13 protein-coding genes and 1 other annotated feature are annotated in these 20,780 nt (G+C 63.8%); of the genes, 12 read left to right on the top strand and 1 reads right to left on the bottom strand.

What is annotated here, in order from left to right; genetic code table 11:
• Window positions 1-18 precede the first annotated feature (18 nt).
• Together NTCA1_RS22050 and NTCA1_RS22045 are read left to right on the top strand one after the other, a co-directional pair.
• A complete protein-coding gene (locus NTCA1_RS22050; RefSeq protein ID WP_159831868.1) occupies window positions 19-1,641 on the top strand; it encodes an alpha-amylase family glycosyl hydrolase in 1,623 nt (540 codons plus the stop codon).
• The gene (locus NTCA1_RS22045; RefSeq protein ID WP_159831867.1) at window positions 1,638-3,704 is read left to right on the top strand and encodes a glycoside hydrolase family 97 protein; all 2,067 of its coding nucleotides are present in this window, start codon (window positions 1,638-1,640) and stop codon (window positions 3,702-3,704) included. Before NTCA1_RS22050 ends, NTCA1_RS22045 begins: the two co-directional genes overlap by 4 nt.
• Before the next feature lie 45 nt (window positions 3,705-3,749).
• On the opposite strand, the gene NTCA1_RS22040 is transcribed toward NTCA1_RS22045, so the two are convergent.
• Entirely contained in the window at window positions 3,750-5,246 is a 1,497-nt protein-coding gene (locus tag NTCA1_RS22040; RefSeq protein WP_159831866.1) for a SulP family inorganic anion transporter, read from the bottom strand.
• 64 nt (window positions 5,247-5,310) lie between these two features.
• Window positions 5,311-5,367 (bottom strand) — a sequence feature (sul1 is cis-regulatory element that is thought to sense ions involved in sulfur or methionine metabolism; They are found in Alphaproteobacteria).
• Between the two features lie 128 nt (window positions 5,368-5,495).
• Between NTCA1_RS22040 and NTCA1_RS22035 the strand changes: the two genes are divergently transcribed.
• The 10 genes from NTCA1_RS22035 (at window position 5,496) to NTCA1_RS21990 (ending at window position 20,128) form a co-directional block, all read left to right on the top strand.
• Window positions 5,496-7,334, top strand: a complete 1,839-nt coding sequence (locus tag NTCA1_RS22035) for a sodium:proton antiporter (protein WP_086489948.1) — start codon at window positions 5,496-5,498, stop codon at window positions 7,332-7,334.
• Complete coding sequence (locus tag NTCA1_RS22030; RefSeq protein WP_159831865.1) at window positions 7,331-7,972, top strand: OmpA family protein; 642 nt, start codon at window positions 7,331-7,333, stop codon at window positions 7,970-7,972. The genes NTCA1_RS22035 and NTCA1_RS22030 overlap by 4 nt, the downstream gene beginning before the upstream one ends.
• 60 nt (window positions 7,973-8,032) lie before the next feature.
• On the top strand, window positions 8,033-8,839 hold the full coding sequence (locus NTCA1_RS22025) for an AraC family transcriptional regulator (RefSeq protein WP_159831864.1): 807 nt from the start codon (window positions 8,033-8,035) through the stop codon (window positions 8,837-8,839).
• Window positions 8,840-8,902: 63 nt separating this feature from the next.
• Window positions 8,903-9,844: a DMT family transporter gene (locus tag NTCA1_RS22020; protein WP_236549519.1), complete on the top strand. Its 942-nt coding sequence runs from the start codon at window positions 8,903-8,905 to the stop codon at window positions 9,842-9,844.
• 446 nt (window positions 9,845-10,290) lie between these two features.
• Window positions 10,291-11,799, top strand: coding sequence for a glycine betaine/L-proline transporter ProP (gene proP, locus NTCA1_RS22015; protein WP_159831862.1), 1,509 nt, complete (start codon window positions 10,291-10,293; stop codon window positions 11,797-11,799).
• Between the two features lie 140 nt (window positions 11,800-11,939).
• Entirely contained in the window at window positions 11,940-14,219 is a 2,280-nt protein-coding gene (locus NTCA1_RS22010) for a glycoside hydrolase family 3 N-terminal domain-containing protein (RefSeq protein WP_159831861.1), read from the top strand.
• Between the two features lie 95 nt (window positions 14,220-14,314).
• Complete coding sequence (locus NTCA1_RS22005; RefSeq protein ID WP_159831860.1) at window positions 14,315-15,256, top strand: MucR family transcriptional regulator; 942 nt, start codon at window positions 14,315-14,317, stop codon at window positions 15,254-15,256.
• 447 nt (window positions 15,257-15,703) lie between these two features.
• Window positions 15,704-17,056, top strand: coding sequence for an NAD(P)/FAD-dependent oxidoreductase (locus tag NTCA1_RS22000; RefSeq protein WP_159831859.1), 1,353 nt, complete (start codon window positions 15,704-15,706; stop codon window positions 17,054-17,056).
• A gap of 13 nt (window positions 17,057-17,069) precedes the next feature.
• Entirely contained in the window at window positions 17,070-18,362 is a 1,293-nt protein-coding gene (locus NTCA1_RS21995) for a polysaccharide pyruvyl transferase family protein (protein ID WP_159831858.1), read from the top strand.
• Between the two features lie 80 nt (window positions 18,363-18,442).
• Complete coding sequence (locus NTCA1_RS21990) at window positions 18,443-20,128, top strand: hypothetical protein (RefSeq protein WP_159831857.1); 1,686 nt, start codon at window positions 18,443-18,445, stop codon at window positions 20,126-20,128.
• Window positions 20,129-20,780 lie beyond the last annotated feature (652 nt).

Raw genomic sequence — 20,780 nt, 5'->3', positions numbered from 1 at the left:
CTCCCCCCGGAAAAGACCATGACCTTACCTGCCGAATGGTGGCGCGGCGCCGCCATCTACCAAATTTATCCCCGCAGCTTCGCGGACGCCAATGGCGACGGCATCGGCGACTTGCCCGGCATCGCCGCGCGGCTCGGTCATGTCGCCAGCCTTGGCGTGGAGGCGGTGTGGATTTCGCCCTTCTACGCCTCGCCCATGGCCGATTTCGGCTATGACATCGCGGATTACTGCGCGGTCGATCCGATCTTCGGCACGCTGGAAGATTTCGATGCCGTGATCGCGCGGGCCCGCGAATTGGGGCTGAAGATCATCGTCGATCAGGTCTACGCCCATACCTCGGACCAGCATGCATGGTTCGTGGAAAGCCGCCAGAGCCGCGAGAACCCGCGCGCCGACTGGTACGTCTGGGCCGATCCCAAGGAGGACGGCACCCCGCCGAACAACTGGCAGTCGATCTTCGGCGGCCCCGCATGGCGCTGGGACGCGCGGCGCGGGCAGTATTACATGCACAACTTCCTGGCCGAGCAGCCGCAGCTCAATTGCCATAACCCAGAAGTGCAGGACGCGCTGCTGGGCGTCGCGAAGTTCTGGCTGGACCGGGGCGTTTCGGGCTTCCGCATCGATGCGCTCAACCATTCGATGCACGACCCGCTGCTGCGCGACAATCCGCCCGCGCCGGAGGATGGCAAAGTCCGCACGCGGCCCTACGATTTCCAGATCCAGCGCTACAACCAGTCGCACCCGGATATTCTGGCCTTCATCGAGCGGCTCCAGGCGCTGATCGCCTCCTATCCCGATACTTATTCGCTGGCCGAAGTCGGTGGCCTCCATGGCGGCGCGACGATGAAGGCCTTCACGCTAGGCCCCGCGCGGCTGAACAGCGCCTATGGCTTCGACTTCCTCTATGCCGAGAACTTGACCCCCGCGCGCGTCGCTGCCGCGCAGGAATTCTGGCCTGATGAACCCGGAATGGGTTGGCCAAGCTGGGCTTTCGAGAACCACGACGCCCCCCGCGCCGTCTCGCGCTGGTGCGCGCCTGAGCACCGCGACGCCTTTGCGCGGATGAAGGCGATGCTGCTCCTCTCGCTACGGGGCAACCCGATCGTGTTTCAGGGCGAGGAACTCGGACTGGAGCAGGACGAGGTGCCGTTCGAACTGCTTCAGGACCCCGAGGCCATCGCCAACTGGCCGCTCACCCTTTCTCGCGACGGCGTGCGCACGCCGCTGCCGTGGAAGGCGCAGGACGAGCATGGTGGCTTCACCGGCGGTAACCCGTGGCTGCCGCTTTCCGAAGCGAACCTTGCCCGCGCCATCGACCGGCAGGAGGCCGATCCCGCCTCACTGCTGCACCTGATGCGGCATCTGATCCACTTGCGCCGTGAAAATGCTGTGCTGCGGCGGGGAACTTGCGAAGTGTTGCTCGCCGACGAGACGCGGCTTGTGCTGCGCCGTGCGGCTGAAGGCCGGTCGGTGCTGGCGGTGTTCAACATCGGTGAGCGCGATGCGGCGTGGCCGCAGGAGGTGCCAACAACAGGCAAAGTCCTCGCTGCCGTCAACGAGGGCGCGCCCGGCTCGCTCCCCGCATGGGCCGCTATCTGGATTGAAGAAGAAGCCAAGGCTCTGAACGGAGAAGACGCATGAAGCCTTTCCACCTGCTGGCAAAAGCCGGCATCCTCGCCGCCGCTCTCGCGCCGCTTGCCGTGCATGCGCAGGAGGCCAACACCAGCGTCACCGCCGCTTCGCCCGATGGCTCCATCGTGCTCACCGTCAGCACCGACAACGACAGCCGTCCCACCTGGTCGCTGTCGCGCAAAGGCAAGCTGCTGATCGCGCCGAGCAAACTGGGCTTCGTGCTGACCGACGGCGTCAACATGGTGCGCGGCTTCGCCATCTCCGGCAGCGAAAAGGGCGTGCATGACGATACCTGGCAGCAGCCCTGGGGTGAGCGCACCAATGTGCGCGATCATTATAACGAGGTGACCGTCCACTTCCGCCAGTCCGCCGCGCAGGGCAGCCGGTTGATGGACGTGCATTTCCGCCTGTTCGATAATGGCGTGGGCTTCCGCTACGAACTGCCCGAGCAGCCGGCGATGAAGACGATGAAGATCGCCGACGAAACCACCGAGTTCGACATCGTGCCCAAGGGCGAGGCATGGTGGATCCCCGGTGGCGAGTGGAACCGGTACGAGCAGGTCTACCAGAAGACCGCGATCGACGCCGTTTCCACCGCGCATACGCCGGTCACCATGAAGCTGGAGGACGGCACTCACCTGTCGTTCCACGAAGCGGCGCTGGTCGATTATGCCGGGTACTGGTTCAAGCGGGCCGATGGCCAGACGTTCCGCACCACGCTCTCGCCCTCGTCACGCGGGGCGCGGGTGGTGCGCGATCTGCCGTTCAACACGCCCTGGCGCACGATCCGCATTGCCGACAATGCGGCGGGCCTTGTCGAGAACGATCTGGAGCTGAACCTCAACGAACCCAACAAGCTGGGCGATGTCAGCTGGGTGAAGCCGATGCGCTATATCGGCATCTGGTGGGGCATGATCCGCGGCGACTGGACCTGGGCGACCGGCCCGAAGCACGGCGCCACCACCGCGCGGGCCAAACAGTACATCGACTATGCCGCCCGCCACAATTTCGGCGGCGTGCTGATCGAAGGCTGGAACAAGGGCTGGGACGGCGACTGGTTCGGCCACGGCGATTTCAGCTTCACCGAAGCGACGCCGGACTTCGATATCAAGGCGGTGACCGACTATGCGAGGCTGAAAGGCGTGGTGCTGATCGGCCACCACGAAACCGGCGGCAATATCGCCATCTACGAAAAGCAGATGGACGCGGGCTTTGCGCTCTATGAGAAGCTGGGCGTCACTTCGGTGAAGACCGGCTATGTCGCGGATGGCGGCGGCATCATTGCCGACACTTGGCACTACGGCGAAAAGCCGGGCGAAACGCATATGGAATGGCATGACGGGCAGCGTCAGGTGAACCACCATCTGGACGTGGTGAAGCTGGCCGCGCAGCACCACATTGCCATCGATGCGCACGAACCGGTCAAGGACACCGGCCTGCGCCGTACGTATCCGAACTGGGTCAGCCGCGAAGGCGCGCGGGGCATGGAATACAATGCCTGGGGTGCCTTCGCCAACGGGCCGGACCATGAGCCGACGCTGGTCTATACCCGCATGCTCTCCGGCCCGATGGACTTCACGCCGGGCGTGCTCAGCCTTGAAGGCGCGAAGCACGATCCGCTGGCCTCCACGCTCGCCAAGCAGTTGGGGCTTTACCTCGCGATCTATTCGCCGATCCAGATGGCGGCGGACTTCGTCGAGAACCTCGACAAGCATCCGCGCGAGATGGAGTTTATCAGCCATGTCCCCACCGACTGGGCGGAAAGCCACCTGATCGCCGGCGAAGTGGGCGATTACGCGGTCTTCGCGCGCAAGGATCGCAAGAGCCCCGAATGGTTCGTCGGCGGTGTTAACGATGCGACAGCGCGCAACGTCACGCTTTCGTTTGACTTCCTCGAACCGGGCAAAAGCTACAAGGCAACGATCTGGAAGGACGGGGAGGGCGCGACTTACCTCACCGATGCCCGCCACAGGATCGCCTATGACACACGCACCGTGAAGAAGGGCGACACTTACACGCTCTGGCTGGCGCCGGGCGGCGGCGCGGCGATGCGGCTGGTGCCGGGGAAGTAAGGCAAGACATTCCGGGACGGCGCCATGCCGTCCCGGAATGCGATATCAGTGCGGCGTGGCGCCGGTTTCGAAGCCGGTCTTGTCGTGCAGCGCAAAGCGGTCGACGATGTCCGCGCTGGCCCGGTTGTATCCGACGATCTCGACGCAGCGCCCCTCGCGGCGTAGGCGAGCCACGATCTTGTCCAGCGCGCCGACGGCAGAGATATCCCAGAAATGCGCGGCCGATACGTCGATCAGGACGTGCGAGGCTTCGCTTTCCGACTGGAACGCCCGCGTGAAGCGCTGGACGGAGGCGAAGAAGATCTGCCCCGTCACCCGGTAGGTCGCTCGCTCGCCATCGGCAGAGAGATCGCGCTCCACGGCAAACATGCGCTGCACTTTGCCTGCAAAGAACACGCCCGAAAGCAGCACGCCTGCCAGCACGCCCAGCGAAAGGTCGCGCGTCGCCACGACCACGACCACGGTTACCAGCATGACGGCCGAGGACGTCGGCGGATGACGGCGCAAGTTGGCGATCGAGGCCCAACTGAACGTCCCGATCGAGACCATGATCATGACGGCGACCAGCGCGGGCATGGGAATGCGCCCGACCCATGGCCCGAGCACGGCGAGAAGAAACAGCAGGAACGCACCCGCCACGAATGTCGAAAGCCGTCCGCGCCCCCCGGAACTGACGTTGATCACCGACTGGCCGATCATGGCGCAGCCGCCCATGCCGCCGAACAGGGCGGCGACGATATTGGCACTGCCCTGCCCCGCACATTCGCGCCGCTTGTCGCTGTCCGTATCGGTCATGTCGTCCACGATCTGCGACGTCAGCAGCGATTCCAGCAGACCGACCGCCGCCATCGTCAGCGAATAGGGCAAGATGATCCGCAAGGTGTCCAGCGTCAGCGGAACGTGCGGGAGGGCGAAGCTCGGCAGGCCTTCGGGCAGGCGGCCCATGTCGCCCACGGTATGAACCGGCAGTCCCATCGAGATGCTGAGCGCCGAAAGCAGCAGAATCGCGACGAGCGGAGACGGGATGGCCCTGGTCACGCGCGGGAACAGGTAGATCACGGCAAGCCCGCCGCCGACCATCGCGTAAGTCTGCCAGCCGACATGGGTGAGCTGGGGAAGCTGGGCCATGAAGATCAGGATGGCGAGAGCATTGACGAAGCCGGTAATGACCGAGCGCGAGACGAACTGCATCACCAGATCGAGCCGCAGCAGGCCCGCGGCGATCTGGAACAGTCCCATCAGGATCGTTGCCGCGAAGAGGTAGTCGAGCCCATGGTCGCGCACCAGCGGACCGACGAGCACGGCAACGGCGGCCGTCGCGGCGGAGATCATGGCGGGCCTGCCGCCGGTGAAGGAGATCACGATGGCGATCGCCACCGAGGCATAGAGGCCGACGCGCGGGTCTACCCCTGCGATGACCGAAAAACCGATGGCTTCGGGAATGAGCGCCAGGGCGACGACGATGCCCGCGAGCACGTCGCGGCGCACAGGGGCGGCGTCGCTGAACCACTGCCGCCGGTAGCGGGTGAGTGCGTTTGACATGGATGAAGTCCGCAATTGCACATGACGCCGGAAATACCGGCGCTGGAAAATGAGAGTCATGTGAGATTGTCCGGCGGATCGGCGGCCGGAATAGCCACCCGGATTCTCACCGGGCTCCTTGCGAATGGGGCGCCCTTACCCGACTTTGCCGTCCTCTTTCAAGTCTGGATGCCCGGCGAGCGCCCTTATGGCGGGAAAATCTCCCGCCCGGTGTTTACCTTTTGCGCCAAGGGCCGTTATGCTTTTCCCATGCAGCAGCAAGCCCTTGTCTTCGCGCTGATCGGCATTCTCGGTATCGGCGCGCAATGGATTGCGTGGCGTACCGGGTGGCCGGCCATTGCCCTCATGCTCGCCGCCGGTGTCCTTGCAGGTCCCGTCACCGGTCTGGTCGTGCCCGAACACACATTCGGGGACCTGCTCGAACCGATGGTCTCCGTGGCCGTCGCCCTGATCCTGTTCGAAGGCGGCCTCAGCCTCAATTTCCGCGAACTGCGCAGAACCGAGGGCGCGGTAACGCGCCTCATGGTTATCGGCATTCCCGTTGGCTGGGTGCTGGGAACGCTGGCCTGCTATTACGTCGCGGGACTGGTCTGGCCGGTCGCGGTGCTCTTCGCGGGCATTCTCGTCGTCACCGGGCCCACCGTGGTGATCCCCCTGCTTCGCCAGAGCAACGTCGCCCCCCGTCCGCGTGCGATCCTGAAGTGGGAAGCGATCGTCAACGATCCCTTCGGCGCGCTCTGCGCCGTCATCACTTACGAATACCTGCGCCGCGTGGACGAAGGCGGCACCTTGCTTTCGGTGCTCGCCGCCCTGCTCGCGGCGGCCCTCGTCGCGGGGTTGATCGGGTACGGCGTCGCCCGCGCCATCGCCTGGGCCTTCCCGCGCGGCCATGTTCCCGAATATCTCAAGGCGCCCGTCCTGCTGGTCGCGGTAATCGGCACTTTTGTGCTGTCGAACCTGATCCAGCAGGAAACCGGGCTGCTCGCGGTCACGGTCATGGGCGTGGCCATCGCCAATATGCGGCTGGACAGCCTGCGCGACATTCACCCCTTCAAGGAGAACGTCACGGTTCTCCTGATTTCCGGCGTCTTCGTGCTGCTCTCCGCCTCGCTGGACTTCAACGTGCTGCGCCAGTTCGAATGGCGCTTCATCGCCTACCTTCTCGCCCTGCTGTTCCTGGTCCGCCCGGCGACGGTGCTGATCAGCCTGGCCTTCAGCAAGATCCCGTGGAACGAGCGCCTGCTGGTGGCATGGATCGCCCCGCGCGGTGTCGTCGCCGTGGCCATGTCGGGCCTGTTCGCGCTGCGGCTGGACCAACTGGGCTACGGCGACGGCAGCATCCTGGTGACGCTATCGTTCTCGGTGGTGGTCGCCACGATCCTCGCCCACGGCTTCAGCATTCGCTACGTGGCCCGCTGGCTGAAAGTGACAGGCGCGCGCAAGAAGGGCCTGCTTGTGGTGGGCAGCACGCCCTGGAGCCTGTCGCTTGCCGAGCAGCTGCGCCAGCTCGACGTTCCGGTCATGATCGCCGATACCAGTTGGCAACGCCTTTCCGTGGCGCGGCAGGCGGGCATTCCCACCTATCATGGCGAGATCCTGGCGGAATCGACGGAGGAACGGCTGGACCTCGCACAGTTCCAGGTCCTCGTCGCGACGACCGACAGCGAGGCCTACAACGCGCTGGTGTGCAGCGAGTTCGCACCCGATATCGGGCGGGATTCGGTCTATCAGCTGGGCGGCATGGGCGACGACGAGGATCATCGCAGCTTGCCGGAGGCCCTGCGCGGCCGCGCCATGTTCGCTTCCGGGCTGGGGGTCGAGGACATCATGGAGCGCCAGCGCGCCGGCTGGGCCTTCCGCAAGACCCGCATCAGCGAGCAGTTCGATTTCGCCGATGCCCAGGCCGCCCTGCCAGACGAGGCCGACATGCTGTTCCTGCTGCGCAAGGACGGCAAGATCCGCTTCTTCACCCATGCCTCGCGGCCCGTGCCGCAGCCGGGCGACACCGTCATTTCCTATGGCCCGTCCCGTCACGGCGAGCCTGAAGGATCGCGCGACACCAACGACAAGAAGGAGGCGACAGCATGAAAAGCGCGCCCGTGATCGCATCCTCCATCCTGATCGCAGCCCTTTGCGGCTGCCAGCAGGGCGGCGGAAGCGAGGGAGAAACCACCGAAGCGGCCACCCAGGATGCCGGAGAATCCGACGCGATGGCCAGCGCCGCCCCGGACGAGCCCGCCGAAGAGCCCAGGAAGTCGATCATCCGCGCCGACGTCGGCACCGGACCTACGGAAGCGCCGCCGCTGGAGCCGGTCCACATCCTTGTGCCCTATCCCGCCAAGGGCGCGAAGCCCGATGACGCCGGAAAGGCGCTGATCGACGGCATTCTCACCGCGCCCGCCTTCGAAGCGGGCGGCGCGATCACCATCTGGGGCCACAGCGATTCCAAGGGGTCGGACGCAGACAACCTGGCGGCCTCGCGCCGCCGGGCGGAAGCGGCGCGCGCCTATCTCGAAACGAAGGGCGTCGATGGCAAGCGCATCACCGTGATCGCGCTGGGCGAAGCGCGGCCGGTCGCCCCCAACCGCAAGCTGGACGGCAGTGACGACCTGGAGGGACGCGCCCGGAACCGAAGGGTCGAGATCGAGGTGCGCCCCCCGGAAACGCCGGCTCCGCAAACGCAGGGCGCTGCAACGGCTCCCCCCGAGGCGCCCGGCAAGAGTTGACGAACTCGCCCGCCAAAACCAGCTGTCGCACCACCGCGCAAAGGTGGTAGACAGGCCGTCATGTCACCGTCGTCGCCCCTATCCCTCGACATGCGCAGTTATGGCGCAGAAAGCACGACCGATCGCCATGGCTTCGCGCAGATCGTCTTGCCGCTAGAAGGCGCACTGGTCATGGAAGTCGGTTCGCGCGGCGGCAGGATCGGGCGCGGCGAATTGGCCTTCGTGGAAACCGACTTGCGCCACGATCAGACAAGCGACCAACCAAACCGCTCGTTCATTCTCGACCTCGACCCCGAGGATCTGTCCCCGCACTTGCGCGAGGAACTCGGCCGACGGCCCTTCTGCGCGCTGTCCCCGGCCGCGAACAAGCTGGTGGACTTCATGGCGCTGATGGCGGCCCAGACGGATACGCGCCCGGAGACGCTCCGCCCCATGGTCGAACGCTGGGCGCCGCTCCTGTTCGAGACGCTCGCCGGTTCGCCGCCCCGCGCCCGCCTGCGGCTGGCCGGGCTGCTGGCGGCCGTGGAAGCCGCGCCCGGCCGGAACTGGAGCGCCGCTTCGATGGCCAGCCATGCCGGGCTTGGCGTCAGCCGCCTGCATGAACTGTTTCGCCAGGAACTGGACACCACGCCGCGCGCCTGGCTTTCCGAGCTGCGTCTCCAGAAAGTCCGCGAGGAACTGGGCTCCGGGCACGCCTCGATTGCCGAACTGGCCTATCGCTTCGGCTACTGCGATCAGAGCGCCCTGACGCGCGCCATGCGCAAGGCCACGGGCATGCCCCCGGCTGCCTATCGCCGCCGGATGATGGACGCTCCCTCGCCCCTCACGCCCGGCGATCGGCCGGAGCCTGCGTCAAAACCGGCGTAGACGCAGACAAGACTGCGGCGGAAAACCGATGCAGTCTGCCGCCTCTTCTCGATGGAGCTTGCAGTGTCGGATGGGCGAAACAAGGTTGTCGGCGTCGGGTTTGGAGCGGCGGCGGGCGCAGTATGGGGGCTGGTCTTCCTGGCGCCCGAACTCGCCCACGACTTCGGCCCGCTTTACCTCGCAGCCGGTCGCTATCTCGCTTACGGACTGATCGCCGCCGCCCTGCTGCTGCCGCGCTGGCCCATGCTGAGGCGCCATCTCGGACGGAAGGAGTGGATCGCCCTTGCCTGGCTCAGCCTGCTGGGCAACACGCTCTACTACATCCTGCTGTCGAGCGCGGTGCAAATGGCCGGCGTTACCGTCACCTCGCTCATCATCGGCTTCATTCCGGTCGTCGTGACGGTGATCGGCAGCCGCGATGCGAGTGCTCCCTCGCTTGCGAGACTGGCCCCGTCGCTCCTGCTGGGCCTCGGCGCCATGGCCTGCATCGGCTGGCAGACGCTGGGAAGCGTGCGCGCCGAAGCCGGGATCATGCCGCTGGTCGGGCTCCTCTGCGCGGTCGGCGCGCTTGCCTCCTGGGCGACTTTCGCGATCATCAACAGCCGCTGGCTGGTGCGGCTGCAGGATGTCTCGGCCCATGAGTGGAGCCTGCTGCTCGGGATCGTCACCGGTTTCCAGGCCGTGCTGCTGGTGCCGTTCGCGCTTCTTCTCGAACCCGCCGGCCATAACGCAGCCGCATGGTATCGCTTCCTCGCAGTCTCCGCCGGAGTGGCGCTCTTTGCTTCCGTCGTGGGCAATGCCTTCTGGAACACCATGAGCCGCCTGCTGCCACTGACCATGGTCGGCCAGATGATTCTGTTCGAAACGGCCTTCGCCCTGCTCTACGGTTTCCTCTGGGAAGCGCGCCTGCCCACCCCTGCCGAACTGCTGGCGATCGCCTGCATGGGGGCCAGTGTGGTGACATGCCTTGCCGCACATGCGCCCCGCCGGGTGGCGGCGGCCTGACAGCCGCTGTCCGATCGGACCAGCAGTGAATCCTCGATAATCGAGCATACATCATTCGGATCAACTGACTGTCTTTGAGTCGTATAGCAGGACCCGGCGGATCACATCTGCCCACAACCGATGTATCTGCAATCCTGTACCGATATCATGATCGTTGTCGCGGCTCATATATCGACCGATGTTCCGACATTTTCACTGAGAATATAGCACCGAAATCGCGTTGAAGCCGATTTCGGCGCAAATTCGCGAATATTCAATTCATCGCCAGAGAAGCACGGTTCGACCATTATTACCCCCTTTTTGGGCAAAGCATGTCTATGGGACGCCCTCCCCCGCTTGATGCCTCCTTCGGCATCGCACCTTTTCACGGCCGCTCGGCGGCCGCCTCCCGCTCGGCGATAGTGGTGCCCTTTCGCGCGCCTGCCCGAGTGCCAACGGAGACAGACATGCACGATCCCGTTGCGCAGGATGCGCAATTCGGCTGGTTCAAATCCCGCCGGGAAATGGCCATCGACGATATTACCCTGGTCGATCGCTCCCTGCTCAACCGCGCGGTCGGCGCCGCGGCCCTTGGCAATGCCATGGAATGGTTCGATTTCGGCGTGTACGGCTATATCGCCGTCACGCTGGGCCATGTCTTCTTCCCTTCGGGCAATCCGACGGTGCAGCTTATCGCCACGCTGGCCACTTTCGCCGCGGCATTCCTCGTGCGTCCGCTGGGCGGACTGGTGTTCGGCCCTCTCGGAGATCGCTACGGCCGCCACAAGATCCTGGCGCTGACGATGGTGATGATGGCCGTCGGCACTTTCGCCATCGGCCTCATTCCTTCCTATGAGCGGATCGGCATCGCCGCGCCCATCCTGCTGCTTGTCGCACGCCTGATCCAGGGCTTTTCGACCGGCGGCGAATACGGCGGCGCGGCCACGTTCATTGCCGAATATTCCACCGACCAGAAGCGCGGCCTGATGGGCAGCTGGCTCGAATTCGGCACGCTCGGCGGCTATATTGCCGGTGCCGGCACGGTCACGGCACTCCAGATGTCGCTGAGCGATGCCGAAATGCTTGCCTGGGGCTGGCGCGTGCCGTTCCTGATCGCCGGACCGCTGGGCCTGCTCGGCCTCTACATGCGCCTCAAGCTGGAGGAAACGCCCGCATTCCAGGCCTACAGCGAACAAGTCGATGCGCGCGAGGCCGATCGCCCAGGCCTGTCGGATATGTTCCGCCTGCATTGGCCGCAACTGCTCAAGTGCGTGGGACTGGTTCTGGTCTTCAACGTGACCGACTACATGCTGCTGACCTACATGCCCAATTACCTTACGGTGACCATGGGCTATGCCGAAAGCAAGGGCCTGCTGCTGATCATCCTGGTGATGCTGGTCATGATGCCGCTCAACATCATCGGCGGCCTGTTCAGCGACCGCCTCGGCCGCCGTCCGATGATCATCGGTGCCTGCGCCGCGCTGATGGTACTGGCGATCCCCAGCCTGCTCCTGATCGGAACCGGTAACGACTGGCTGATTTTCCTTGGCCTGATGTTGCTGGGCGTGGCGCTGGTCTGCTTCACCAGCTCGATGCCTTCGACCCTGCCCGCGCTGTTCTACACCCCGGTTCGCTACAGCGCGCTGTCGATCGCCTTCAACCTTTCGGTCTCGCTGTTCGGCGGCACGACTCCGCTGATAACGGCATGGCTGGTCAGCCGCACCGGCGATCCGCTGGTTCCGGCCTATTACCTGATGGGCGCTGCCGCGATCGGCATCCTGACCATGCTGACCGTGCGCGAAACCGCAGGCCTTCCCTTGCGCGGCTCGCCCCCGGCGGTCGAAAGCAAGGCCGAGGCGGTCGCGCTTCTCAAGAGCGATGTGCCCGTGACGGTGGACGAGACGATTCCGGCGATCCCGCAGGCCCAGCCGGAGCCAAAGGCAGAGCCCGTCCTGCTGCGCCCCGCCCTGACCTGAGCCGCCTTTACGGCAAAAGGATCGGCCGGTTGTCCCAAGCGACAACCGGCCGATCGCTTTTACGCCGCAGTGCAACAAAAATATCTCTACCGGCGTTTCGGGGGCATCGTTTGCAGTAACCGGATCGTCTTCTCGCTTCCATGACCATTCATCGCCGCGCCGTCCTGTCCGGCATCCTTGGCAGCGCCGCTGCTTTCGGCCTGCCCCGCATCACTTTTGCCGCCACTGAAGTGCAGCGCGTGGACGACCTGATCGCGCGCATGACGATCGAGGAGAAGGCCGGGCAGATGACCTGCCTTGCCGACGCCTTCCGCCCGTTCAACCCGCCCAATCCCCAAGCCGGTATCCAGGACGAGAAGCGCCTTTCCGAGGAAATCCGCAAGGGCCGGGTCGGCTGCCTGTTCAACGGCATCGGCGTGGCCGGAGCGCGGCGCGCCCAGGAACTGGCCGTCGAGCATAGCCGCCTCGGCATTCCGCTGCTGTTCGCGGGTGACGTGATCCACGGCCTCAAGACGATCTTTCCGGTTCCCCTTGCCGAAGCCTCCACTTTCGACCCGGCATTCGCGGAGCGCACCGCACGGGCCATGGCGGTGGAAGCCACCGCCGCAGGCCTTCACCTTACTTTTGCACCGATGGCCGATGTCGCGCGCGACCAGCGCTGGGGCCGCGTCGTGGAGGGCTCGGGCGAGGACGTCACCCTGGTGTCGCTGCTCTCGGCCGCACGGGTGCGCGGCTTCCAGGGACGCGACTTGCGCCGCAACGACTCCCTGCTCGCCTGCCCCAAACACTTCGCTGCTTACGGTGCCGTCGCCGGGGGCCTGGAATACGGCAGCATCGATATCAGCGACGAGACCTTGCGCGAAACCCACCTGCCGCCCTTCTCCGCCTCCTTCTCCGCCGGGGCGCTCAGCACGATGGCTGCGTTCAGCGAGATCAACGGCGTTCCCGCAACCGCCGACCGCGCCTTGCTCACCGATATCCTGCGCGGTGAAATGCAGTTCCGGGGCTTCGTATTCTCCGACTATACCGCCGACGAGGAACTGATCGCCCATGGCTATGCCGAGGACGAGCGCGACGCCGCGCGTCTTGCCGTCCTCGCAGGCGTCGACATGTCGATGCAGAGCGGCCTCTACATCCGCTATCTGCCGGAACTGGTGAAATCGGGCGCCGTACCGATGGGAACGGTCGATGTCGCCGTTCGCCGTATCCTTTACGTGAAGATGGCCATGGGGCTGTTCGACAATCCCTGGCGTTCGCTGGACGAGGACGTCGAACGCACCCGCTTCGCCACCCCCGCGCACAGGGAATTGGCGCGCGAAAGCGCGGGACGCTCGATCGTCCTGCTCAAGAACAGCGGGATATTGCCGCTCGACCCTGCACAAAGCCGCAAGATCGCGTTGATCGGCCCGTTCGGCGAGGACAAGGACAATGTCTACGGCCCCTGGGCGTTCTACGGCGATCCCGGCAAGGGCGTGGATATCGCCAGCGGCCTGCGTGCCGCGCTTGCCGATCCGGCAGACCTGACCGTCGTGCCGGGCTGCGGCGCCGACGCTGCGATCGAGGGCGGCATCGCCAAAGCCGTGGAAGCCGCCAAGGCGGCGGACATCGTGCTGCTCGCTCTGGGCGAAACGCAGACGATGTCAGGCGAAGCACAGTCGCGCACCACCATCGAAATTCCCGCAGTGCAGCAGGCTCTCGCAGACGCGGTAACCGCCACCGGCAAGCCGGTGGTCGTGCTGCTTCGCCATGGCCGCGCGCTCGCCCTTCACGATGGCGTTGCCAATGCCCAGGCCATTCTGGCAACCTGGTTTCTCGGCTCTGAAGCAGGCCATGCCGTTGCCGACGTACTGTTCGGCAAGGTCAACCCTTCCGGCAAATTGCCGGTCAGCTTCCCTTGGGAATCCGGGCAGGAACCGTTCTTCTACGACCGCAAGTCGACAGGCCGCCCGGTCGTCGACAATCGCACCGAGTATCGCGCCCGCTACACCACCACCGACAACAGCGCCCGGTTCCCGTTCGGGCATGGTCTCAGCTACAGCGACTTCGTGCTCGACAACCTGAAACTGTCCGACACCGCAATGCGGTGGGATGATACTGTCAGCATTGCCGTCAAGGTCGCCAATAAGGGAAGTCGGCGCGGCAGCGAAGTGGTGCAACTATACACCCGCGACCGCGTCGCCAGCCGCACTCGCCCGATCCGCGAGCTGAAGGGCATCGAACGCGTCACGCTTGATCCGGGCGAGAGCAAGACCCTGCGCTTCTCGCTCACCCGCCGGGATCTGGAGTTCGTCGGAGACGGCAACCGCCGCATTGCCGAACCTGGACTGTTCGACATCTGGGTCGGCCAGTCCTCGACGGGCGGACTTCATGCGCAGATCGAACTCTACGCCGCCGCACCCGGCGCGAACACTCCAAATTGACTAATTGCCCCTAGGGCATTTCCTGTATAGTTACTTCGATTGTGCGAGAGAAAAGCTGGCTGGTTCAACTCGCGAAATCTCCAAGGGAGCATGTGATGCCCAATAGCGAAAACCTCGACCTTACCCGTCTTACGGTCGATCTGCTGAGCGCCTATCTTTCCAACAACAGCGTGCCCAGCAATGAACTGCCCGATCTGATCGAGCAGACCCGCACTGCGCTCGCCGCCCAACCGAAATCGACTGCCGAAAGCGAGCCGGTATACAAGCCTGCTGTCTCGGTAGAGGACAGCACTGCTTCACGCGAGCATATCCTCAGCCTGATCGACGGCAAGCCCTACAAGAGCCTGAAGCGCCACCTCTCCAACAACGGCCTGACGCCTGCGGAATATCGTTCACGCTACGGCCTTGCCGTGGACTATCCGATGGTCGCGCCCGCTTATTCCGAACACCGCCGTGCGGTAGCCCAGCGCATGGGCCTCGGCGGACGCCCCGGCGCCGTCAAGCGCGACACGGCACCGACGGCACCCAAGACTGAAGCCCCTGCGCCTGCGGCCAAGGCACCCGCAGCAAAGGCAGCCTCCGCAAAGCCCGCTACGGCGGGAAGCGGCGAGTTCAAGGCCGCCCCCGCCAAACCGGCAAAGGCCCCTCGCGCCGCGAAGAAGCGTTTCGCCAGGGAACCGCAAGCAACTACGCCTAAAGCCGACACCGCACACGCGACAACCAAACCCGCGCCCAAGCAGGAAGTGAGCAAGCCCGCTACTACCAAGGCCGCGACAGCGAAGCCGAAGACCGGTAAGCCGAAGACCGGCCAGGCCAAGAGCGCCAAGCCCGCCAACACAGCTTCAGCACCCGCCACCAAGCCGGAAGCCGCCGCCGCTCCTGGCGAGGCAAAGCCTGCCGCACCTGCCAAGCCCAAGCGTAGCAGGCCGACCGCCGCTAAAGCGGCTACCAAGACCACCCCTGCGAAGGCTGCGGCAAGCTCCCGCAAGGCTCGTCCCAAGGCGGAAGCCGCTAAGCCAACCAATCAGCCCGAATGACGTTCGGTTCCCGGCAAGTCGCATGACTTGCCGGGACTGGCACTATGGTGCCCAAATTTCCGCAAACACTGCGCCTAACGAGCACCCAAGACCTTGTCATCCGGGCTATGATGGGCACGATCCCAAGCCGTCACGCCTTCCCGCTCGTGAAAGCTGGTCGAAAGCCGACGGTGTAATCGGCAAGCTTCCTTCCGGCATGTTGTCAGCAGAATGCCGTGTCGATGCAAATGAAGTCACTGCAAAAGTGGATCAAGAAGCAAGCAGCCACATCCAAAACGGATAATGATCGAATTGCCGCCCGCTGATCGTCCCAATAGAAATACGACAGCCCGCTCACCTGTACCGGGTCAGGAGACCGGAGGGCGTGATGGTATCGGCAGCAATCGTCCTTGCGATTTCACTTCGGTCCCATGCTGAACACTCCGCTTCAAGCGGACAGTGCCTTTCATGAGCGAAGTGCCGCCCCCGGCGTCCGCAGAATCCGTCATTGTGCTTGGAGGCGGCATCGCCGGAATCAGTGCCGCCGCCACCCTGCAGGCGGCTGGGCACAAAGTTATCGTCATCGATCAGCAAGCTCAGATCGGCGGCACCCATCGCAGCCGTCAAATCGGCCCTTATACTTTCGATGCAGGCAGCATCTTCTACGAAGAAACGGCCAGAATTTTCGACCTTGCACCAGCATTGCGCGAATCCTGCCCGGAAGTTTTGAGCATTCAACGCCGAATAGCGCCGGATGGATCGATCCTCCTCTATCCCATAGAGCCCCGTGATCTGCTCAGGCAGCCCGTTCTTCGCCTTGTCCTCGCCGTTCTCGACCTGATCGTCTCGCGCATCTGCCTCAGGCAGGACGGCACGCTGGAAAAGCTCTGCACCAAAAGGCTGGGCCGACGCTTCTTCGATGATACCGGCCTGCGCCATTACCTGGCCCGCTTCCACCACGTGCCGCCCCGGCAGATCGACGAAGAGTTCTTCTTCCGCCGAATGGCCATTATTGAGCGTTTCACGCGAACGAAGAACCTTGCACGAAGCGCGGCCCGGGCGGTCCTGCCCCGGAGACCGCAAGCGTCCGCAAGGCAGTGGTCCATGCGCGTACGGCCCCAGCAAGGCTTCGATGCCCTTTTCGGTCCCATTGCCCGGCAGCTTTCGGCGATGGGTGTGGAATTCGCCCTGAACGAACGCATCGTATCCTTGGCGCGCGAAGGGGCGTTTTTCAAAATACGGACGGACCACGGCACACGCGTGGCTTCCGCCATTGTCAGTACCATTCCGCTCGACAGGCTTCATCGCGCCCTGTTCTCGCGTCCTTCCGGTCTGGAAAGCCTGGACATGACCACCCTCTACGTTTCGGCAGAATGGCTCCATCCCGATATCGGCAACGTACTCTTCAATTTCCACGCGGACGGCACGTGGAAGCGCGCGACGATCTACTCGCGGATCTACCCCGATCCGGCCATCCCCCGCGAATTCTTCTCGGTGGAAACGACGCTGCCGCCGGGTACGCAGCACGATCCCCAAGGCGCTTTCGCGGCGTTCTGCATTCATGTGGAAAGCCTCAAGCTGGCCCGCGGCCTCAAGCTGGAAGGACATGAACTTCTGGAGGACTGCTACCCACTGCTCTCGGTAGGCACCCGCAAGACCCTAGACAGCGTGCTCGCCCGGATCGGCAGAACCGGTGTCATCACGGCGGGGCGACAGGGAAGCTTCGAGTATCTGCCGACATCCTCGGGCGTGATCGCGCAAGTCGCCCGCCAGATCAGCGGCCTCGCAGCCGCTGCTCCTAAACCCGAGATGGCCGCTTGAGGACATGGCATTCATGCATTCATCAACCGCTCCCCTTCAAGATTTCTCCAACAGCCTTCAAACTGCGCAAGCGGCCCCGGAATTCGTCCACCGCCCCCGCGTGCGAATATTCAACGTCAAATACAGCCCCAACCTGGGGGACGGTCTCCTATCCGAATGCCTGGAACAGGCACTGGTGGATTGCGGCGCGCATGACGATACTTCGTCGGTGGACCTTGCCGGGCGCACCGCATATGGCCCGGGCGCAGCGGGACGGGGCACGCTCATTCGTGCATTGCATATGCTGCCCACCCTATTGCGACGGCATTCGGTGCGCCTGCCGCTCGCCGTGCAGTCCCGCCGCCGGTGGCGCCCGCACTATGAAGCCTCTCTTCAAAACGCGGACTGCGTGGTCATCGGCGGCGGCAATCTCATCGTCGATCTCGACCTCAACTTTCCGACCAAGATTGCGCTCACCATAGAAGCAGCTGAAAGACGCGGTCTGCCCGTCTTCATCTACGGCTGCGGCGTGTCGACCGGCTGGAGCCGCCAGGGCCGGGCCCTCATGCGCCGCGCACTGGAGCGGGGCGTCGTGCGAAAGGTCTTCGTCAGAGATCAGCGATCCCAGGCCTTATGGGATGCCGAATTCGGTTCGGAGCTTGGCCTTCCGGCCTCTGTCGCGCCGGACCCGGGCCTGCTCGCCCATGCGCGATTTGGTCTTTCTCCTTCTGCACCCGCGCAAGCTGATCGCCACGGCCCGATAGGTCTGAATATCACCAGCCCCGTCGCGGTAGGCTACCATTCGGGAACGACCGTCGAAAAGGCCGTTCTGGAATCCTGGTATCGCCAACTTGCCGAGGAACTCGCGAGCGAGGGGTACGATGTAGTCCTGTTCACGAATGGCAGCCCCGAAGACCGTGCTTGCGCAGGCCGGCTCGCGAGCGCCCTCTCGGCAGGCCCCTGGCCGGGCAGAATTTCCGCTACCGAACCCAGGACCCCGCAAGAACTCGCAAGGCTGGTGAGCAGGCTGCAAGGCCTCGTCGCCTTTCGTATGCATGCGATCATCGCCGCCTATTCCTGCCGGATCCCCTTCGTTGCCCTGACCTGGGATCCGAAGCTAGATTCCTTCGTACAATCCGTCGATCTCGCAAATTGGATGCTGGATCCCTTCACAGCGTCGCCCGCGATCACCCTGGAATGCATGAAAGAGGCCATCCGCCGGGGAATCGATCCTGATGATCACGCCAGGGTGATCGAGCGAGCGCGATCGGGCGTGGCCGATCTCTACGCCGAAATCGCAAAGACCCGCACGAAGCCAAAATCTTGAAACCATACGCCATCCCTCTGGCCGCAGCGCTATCGCTTGCGAAAAGCAGCCCTCTCGCGGCCCCTTCCCAGAGCATCAACATGGCCAAGGATGCTCTTACATCCTCGGCACCTGCGGTTGAGGCGCCGCGCCTTTCCGCCAACGACGTTCAGCCGACCGAACCCATGCGCCTGGGCGCCGCATCAAACTTCTCGCAAGGCTGGAACGAGGCCCTCTTCCAAAGCGCCCTGGCCCTGCCTCTCACGAACTGGCGTGACAGCATCCGCTGGGCCGACGTGGAGAAGACACCGGGGCACTACGAATTCACCACTCCAATGACGAGTTACCCCGCGCGTCTCGCCACCCGTAACGCGCGTCTCACCCTGACGCTCAACTGGGGCAATCCGCTCTACGATGCCGGACAGACGCCGCACTCCACAGAAGCCCTTGCAGCCTTCGCGAACTTCGTGACCGAACTGGTGCGGCGCTATCCGGCGATCGATACGCTGGAGATCGGCAACGAGATCAACGGCAACAACTTCGTCAACGGCGTCGTCAGGGAAAGCAGCCTGGCTCAGCGCAGGCGCTATCATCTGGCCATGGTTCGCGCTGCCGCAGAAGGCGTAAGAGCTGCCGGTTCCAAGGTCCGGGTCATCGGCGGATCGGTCCATTCACTTCCTGCCGGGTTCCTCTGGCCATTGCTGGATAGCCCGGGGGCAAAGGATCTCGCTGGCCTGGCCCTTCACCCCTACACGACCCCGATCGACCAGCTGCCCAGCCAGATTGGCGTGCTGCGTCGCCATCCACTGTTGCGAAACATGCCCCTCCATGTGACGGAGTTCGGTAGCGTGGATCCCGCTTCGGCCGCGGACGACCTCGTGCGATCTTATGCGACCCTTTCGTCGCTCGGCTTTTCGGAAATGGACTGGTACCCTCTGAACGACAGGGGCGACGGCTTCGTCCCCCTGCTTCGCCGTGATGGCAGTATCACCGAAGTCGGCAGAGCCTTTCGCTTTGCGAACGATCGGCTGGCACGGTTCCGCGCAAGCAATCTCAGCCCGGACCCTTTCACTTTCATCCATGCCTTCGGCCCCGACCTTTGGGCTTTGTGGGGCGCCCCCCGGAAAGTCTGGATCGACACGGCCGAAGTGACCGCGTTCGACGCTACCGGCAACGCCCTCGCCCCGGAGCAGCTCGCGTTGGATGAAACCCGGGTGCTGATCCTGCAGGGTCGCCGCAAGCTGGCATTCCCGGAAAGCGTGAAGTTGGGCTGTCTCTCCCTGATTGCCGACAGCTTCCTGGGCTTCTCATACCCGGCCAAAGGCATTCGCTCCGTGCCCACCGGGTTTGCAAGTTTCACGCTGAATGCCCAGCACACGGTGCCGCTCGAAACTCTCCCCGGCCAGCAAGGCGATGGAGTGCCCTGGACGCCCTATCTTGGCAGAACCACCGCCGCCTTCCCGCGCGTATCTGCAGATCTCGCCATTCCGGGGCCATCAGACGATGCCTTGCTGCTGGAGTTTCCAGCCGCTCGCACCGGCATGCTCCGCATCGTGGGTGAGTTCTCGGCCGCCAATCCCGGCGCGCAGCTTCCCTCCATTTCGCTCCAGGTCAATGGCCGTGACATTCAGCCGCTACCAAGCTCGAAGAGCAGCACCATCAATCGACGTGTAGATGTTCAGAAAGGCGGAACGTTGGGTTTTGCCATCAGATGGAACAGAACTGCGCGAGACAGCGCCGTCAAATACCGCATCCGTCTTTTCGATGACGCGGTCTGCCCGGTCTAGCCGGCATTCGCTCGAAGCGAATCTGAGTAAGGCACGGCCCACAGCGCCATAATCGTCGTATCATGCTGCGGATTGGCCGATAAACGCCCTTACGAACCATAGAGCCTCGCCAATTTGCGAAAATCGGCTCCAGTGGCCATTCGGATCCGGTGCCATCATCAAAATATTCGGCTTCTGCCTGCCCAAAACTGCAGATGACGCGTGCGATCGCCGCCGGGACTTATGCGTAGTGTCAGGCTGCCGATAATCCTAAAAAGTGCGGCCGAAATAGCTACGCCCATCGCGCCATGGTTAATGCAGGGTTTCACACCGGAGAGACAACAGCTTGTTCACACTGAAATATCCAGGTGGTGGCGCTGGTACGATTCTGAATGATCCGGCAGACTACCTAACAAACTGTCAGAGTGCAGTAATACTTCACGAACGCACAATTTAAATACCATTTACTGCAAACGGAAGGGCAAGATTAGCGCCAATCATCGAAAACGAAACTCGTTGAACGAATTCACCCTCGCCAGAAAATAGCATCGAATGCGGCACTCTGGCGAAAAACAGCGAGTTTCATATCATGAACACTGCAACCAAGATCAATCTAGGCCGTGTTGACAAAAGGGATTCCCAAGCGGGCCGGGTTCTGATTCAAGACTGCTTT

Origin of the sequence: Novosphingobium sp. TCA1, assembly GCF_009811895.1 — a bacterium.
GTDB classification, from domain to species: domain Bacteria; phylum Pseudomonadota; class Alphaproteobacteria; order Sphingomonadales; family Sphingomonadaceae; genus Novosphingobium; species Novosphingobium panipatense_A.
Note: the sequence above shows the minus strand (reverse complement) of the source record. Positions and strands in the feature narration are given on the sequence as shown.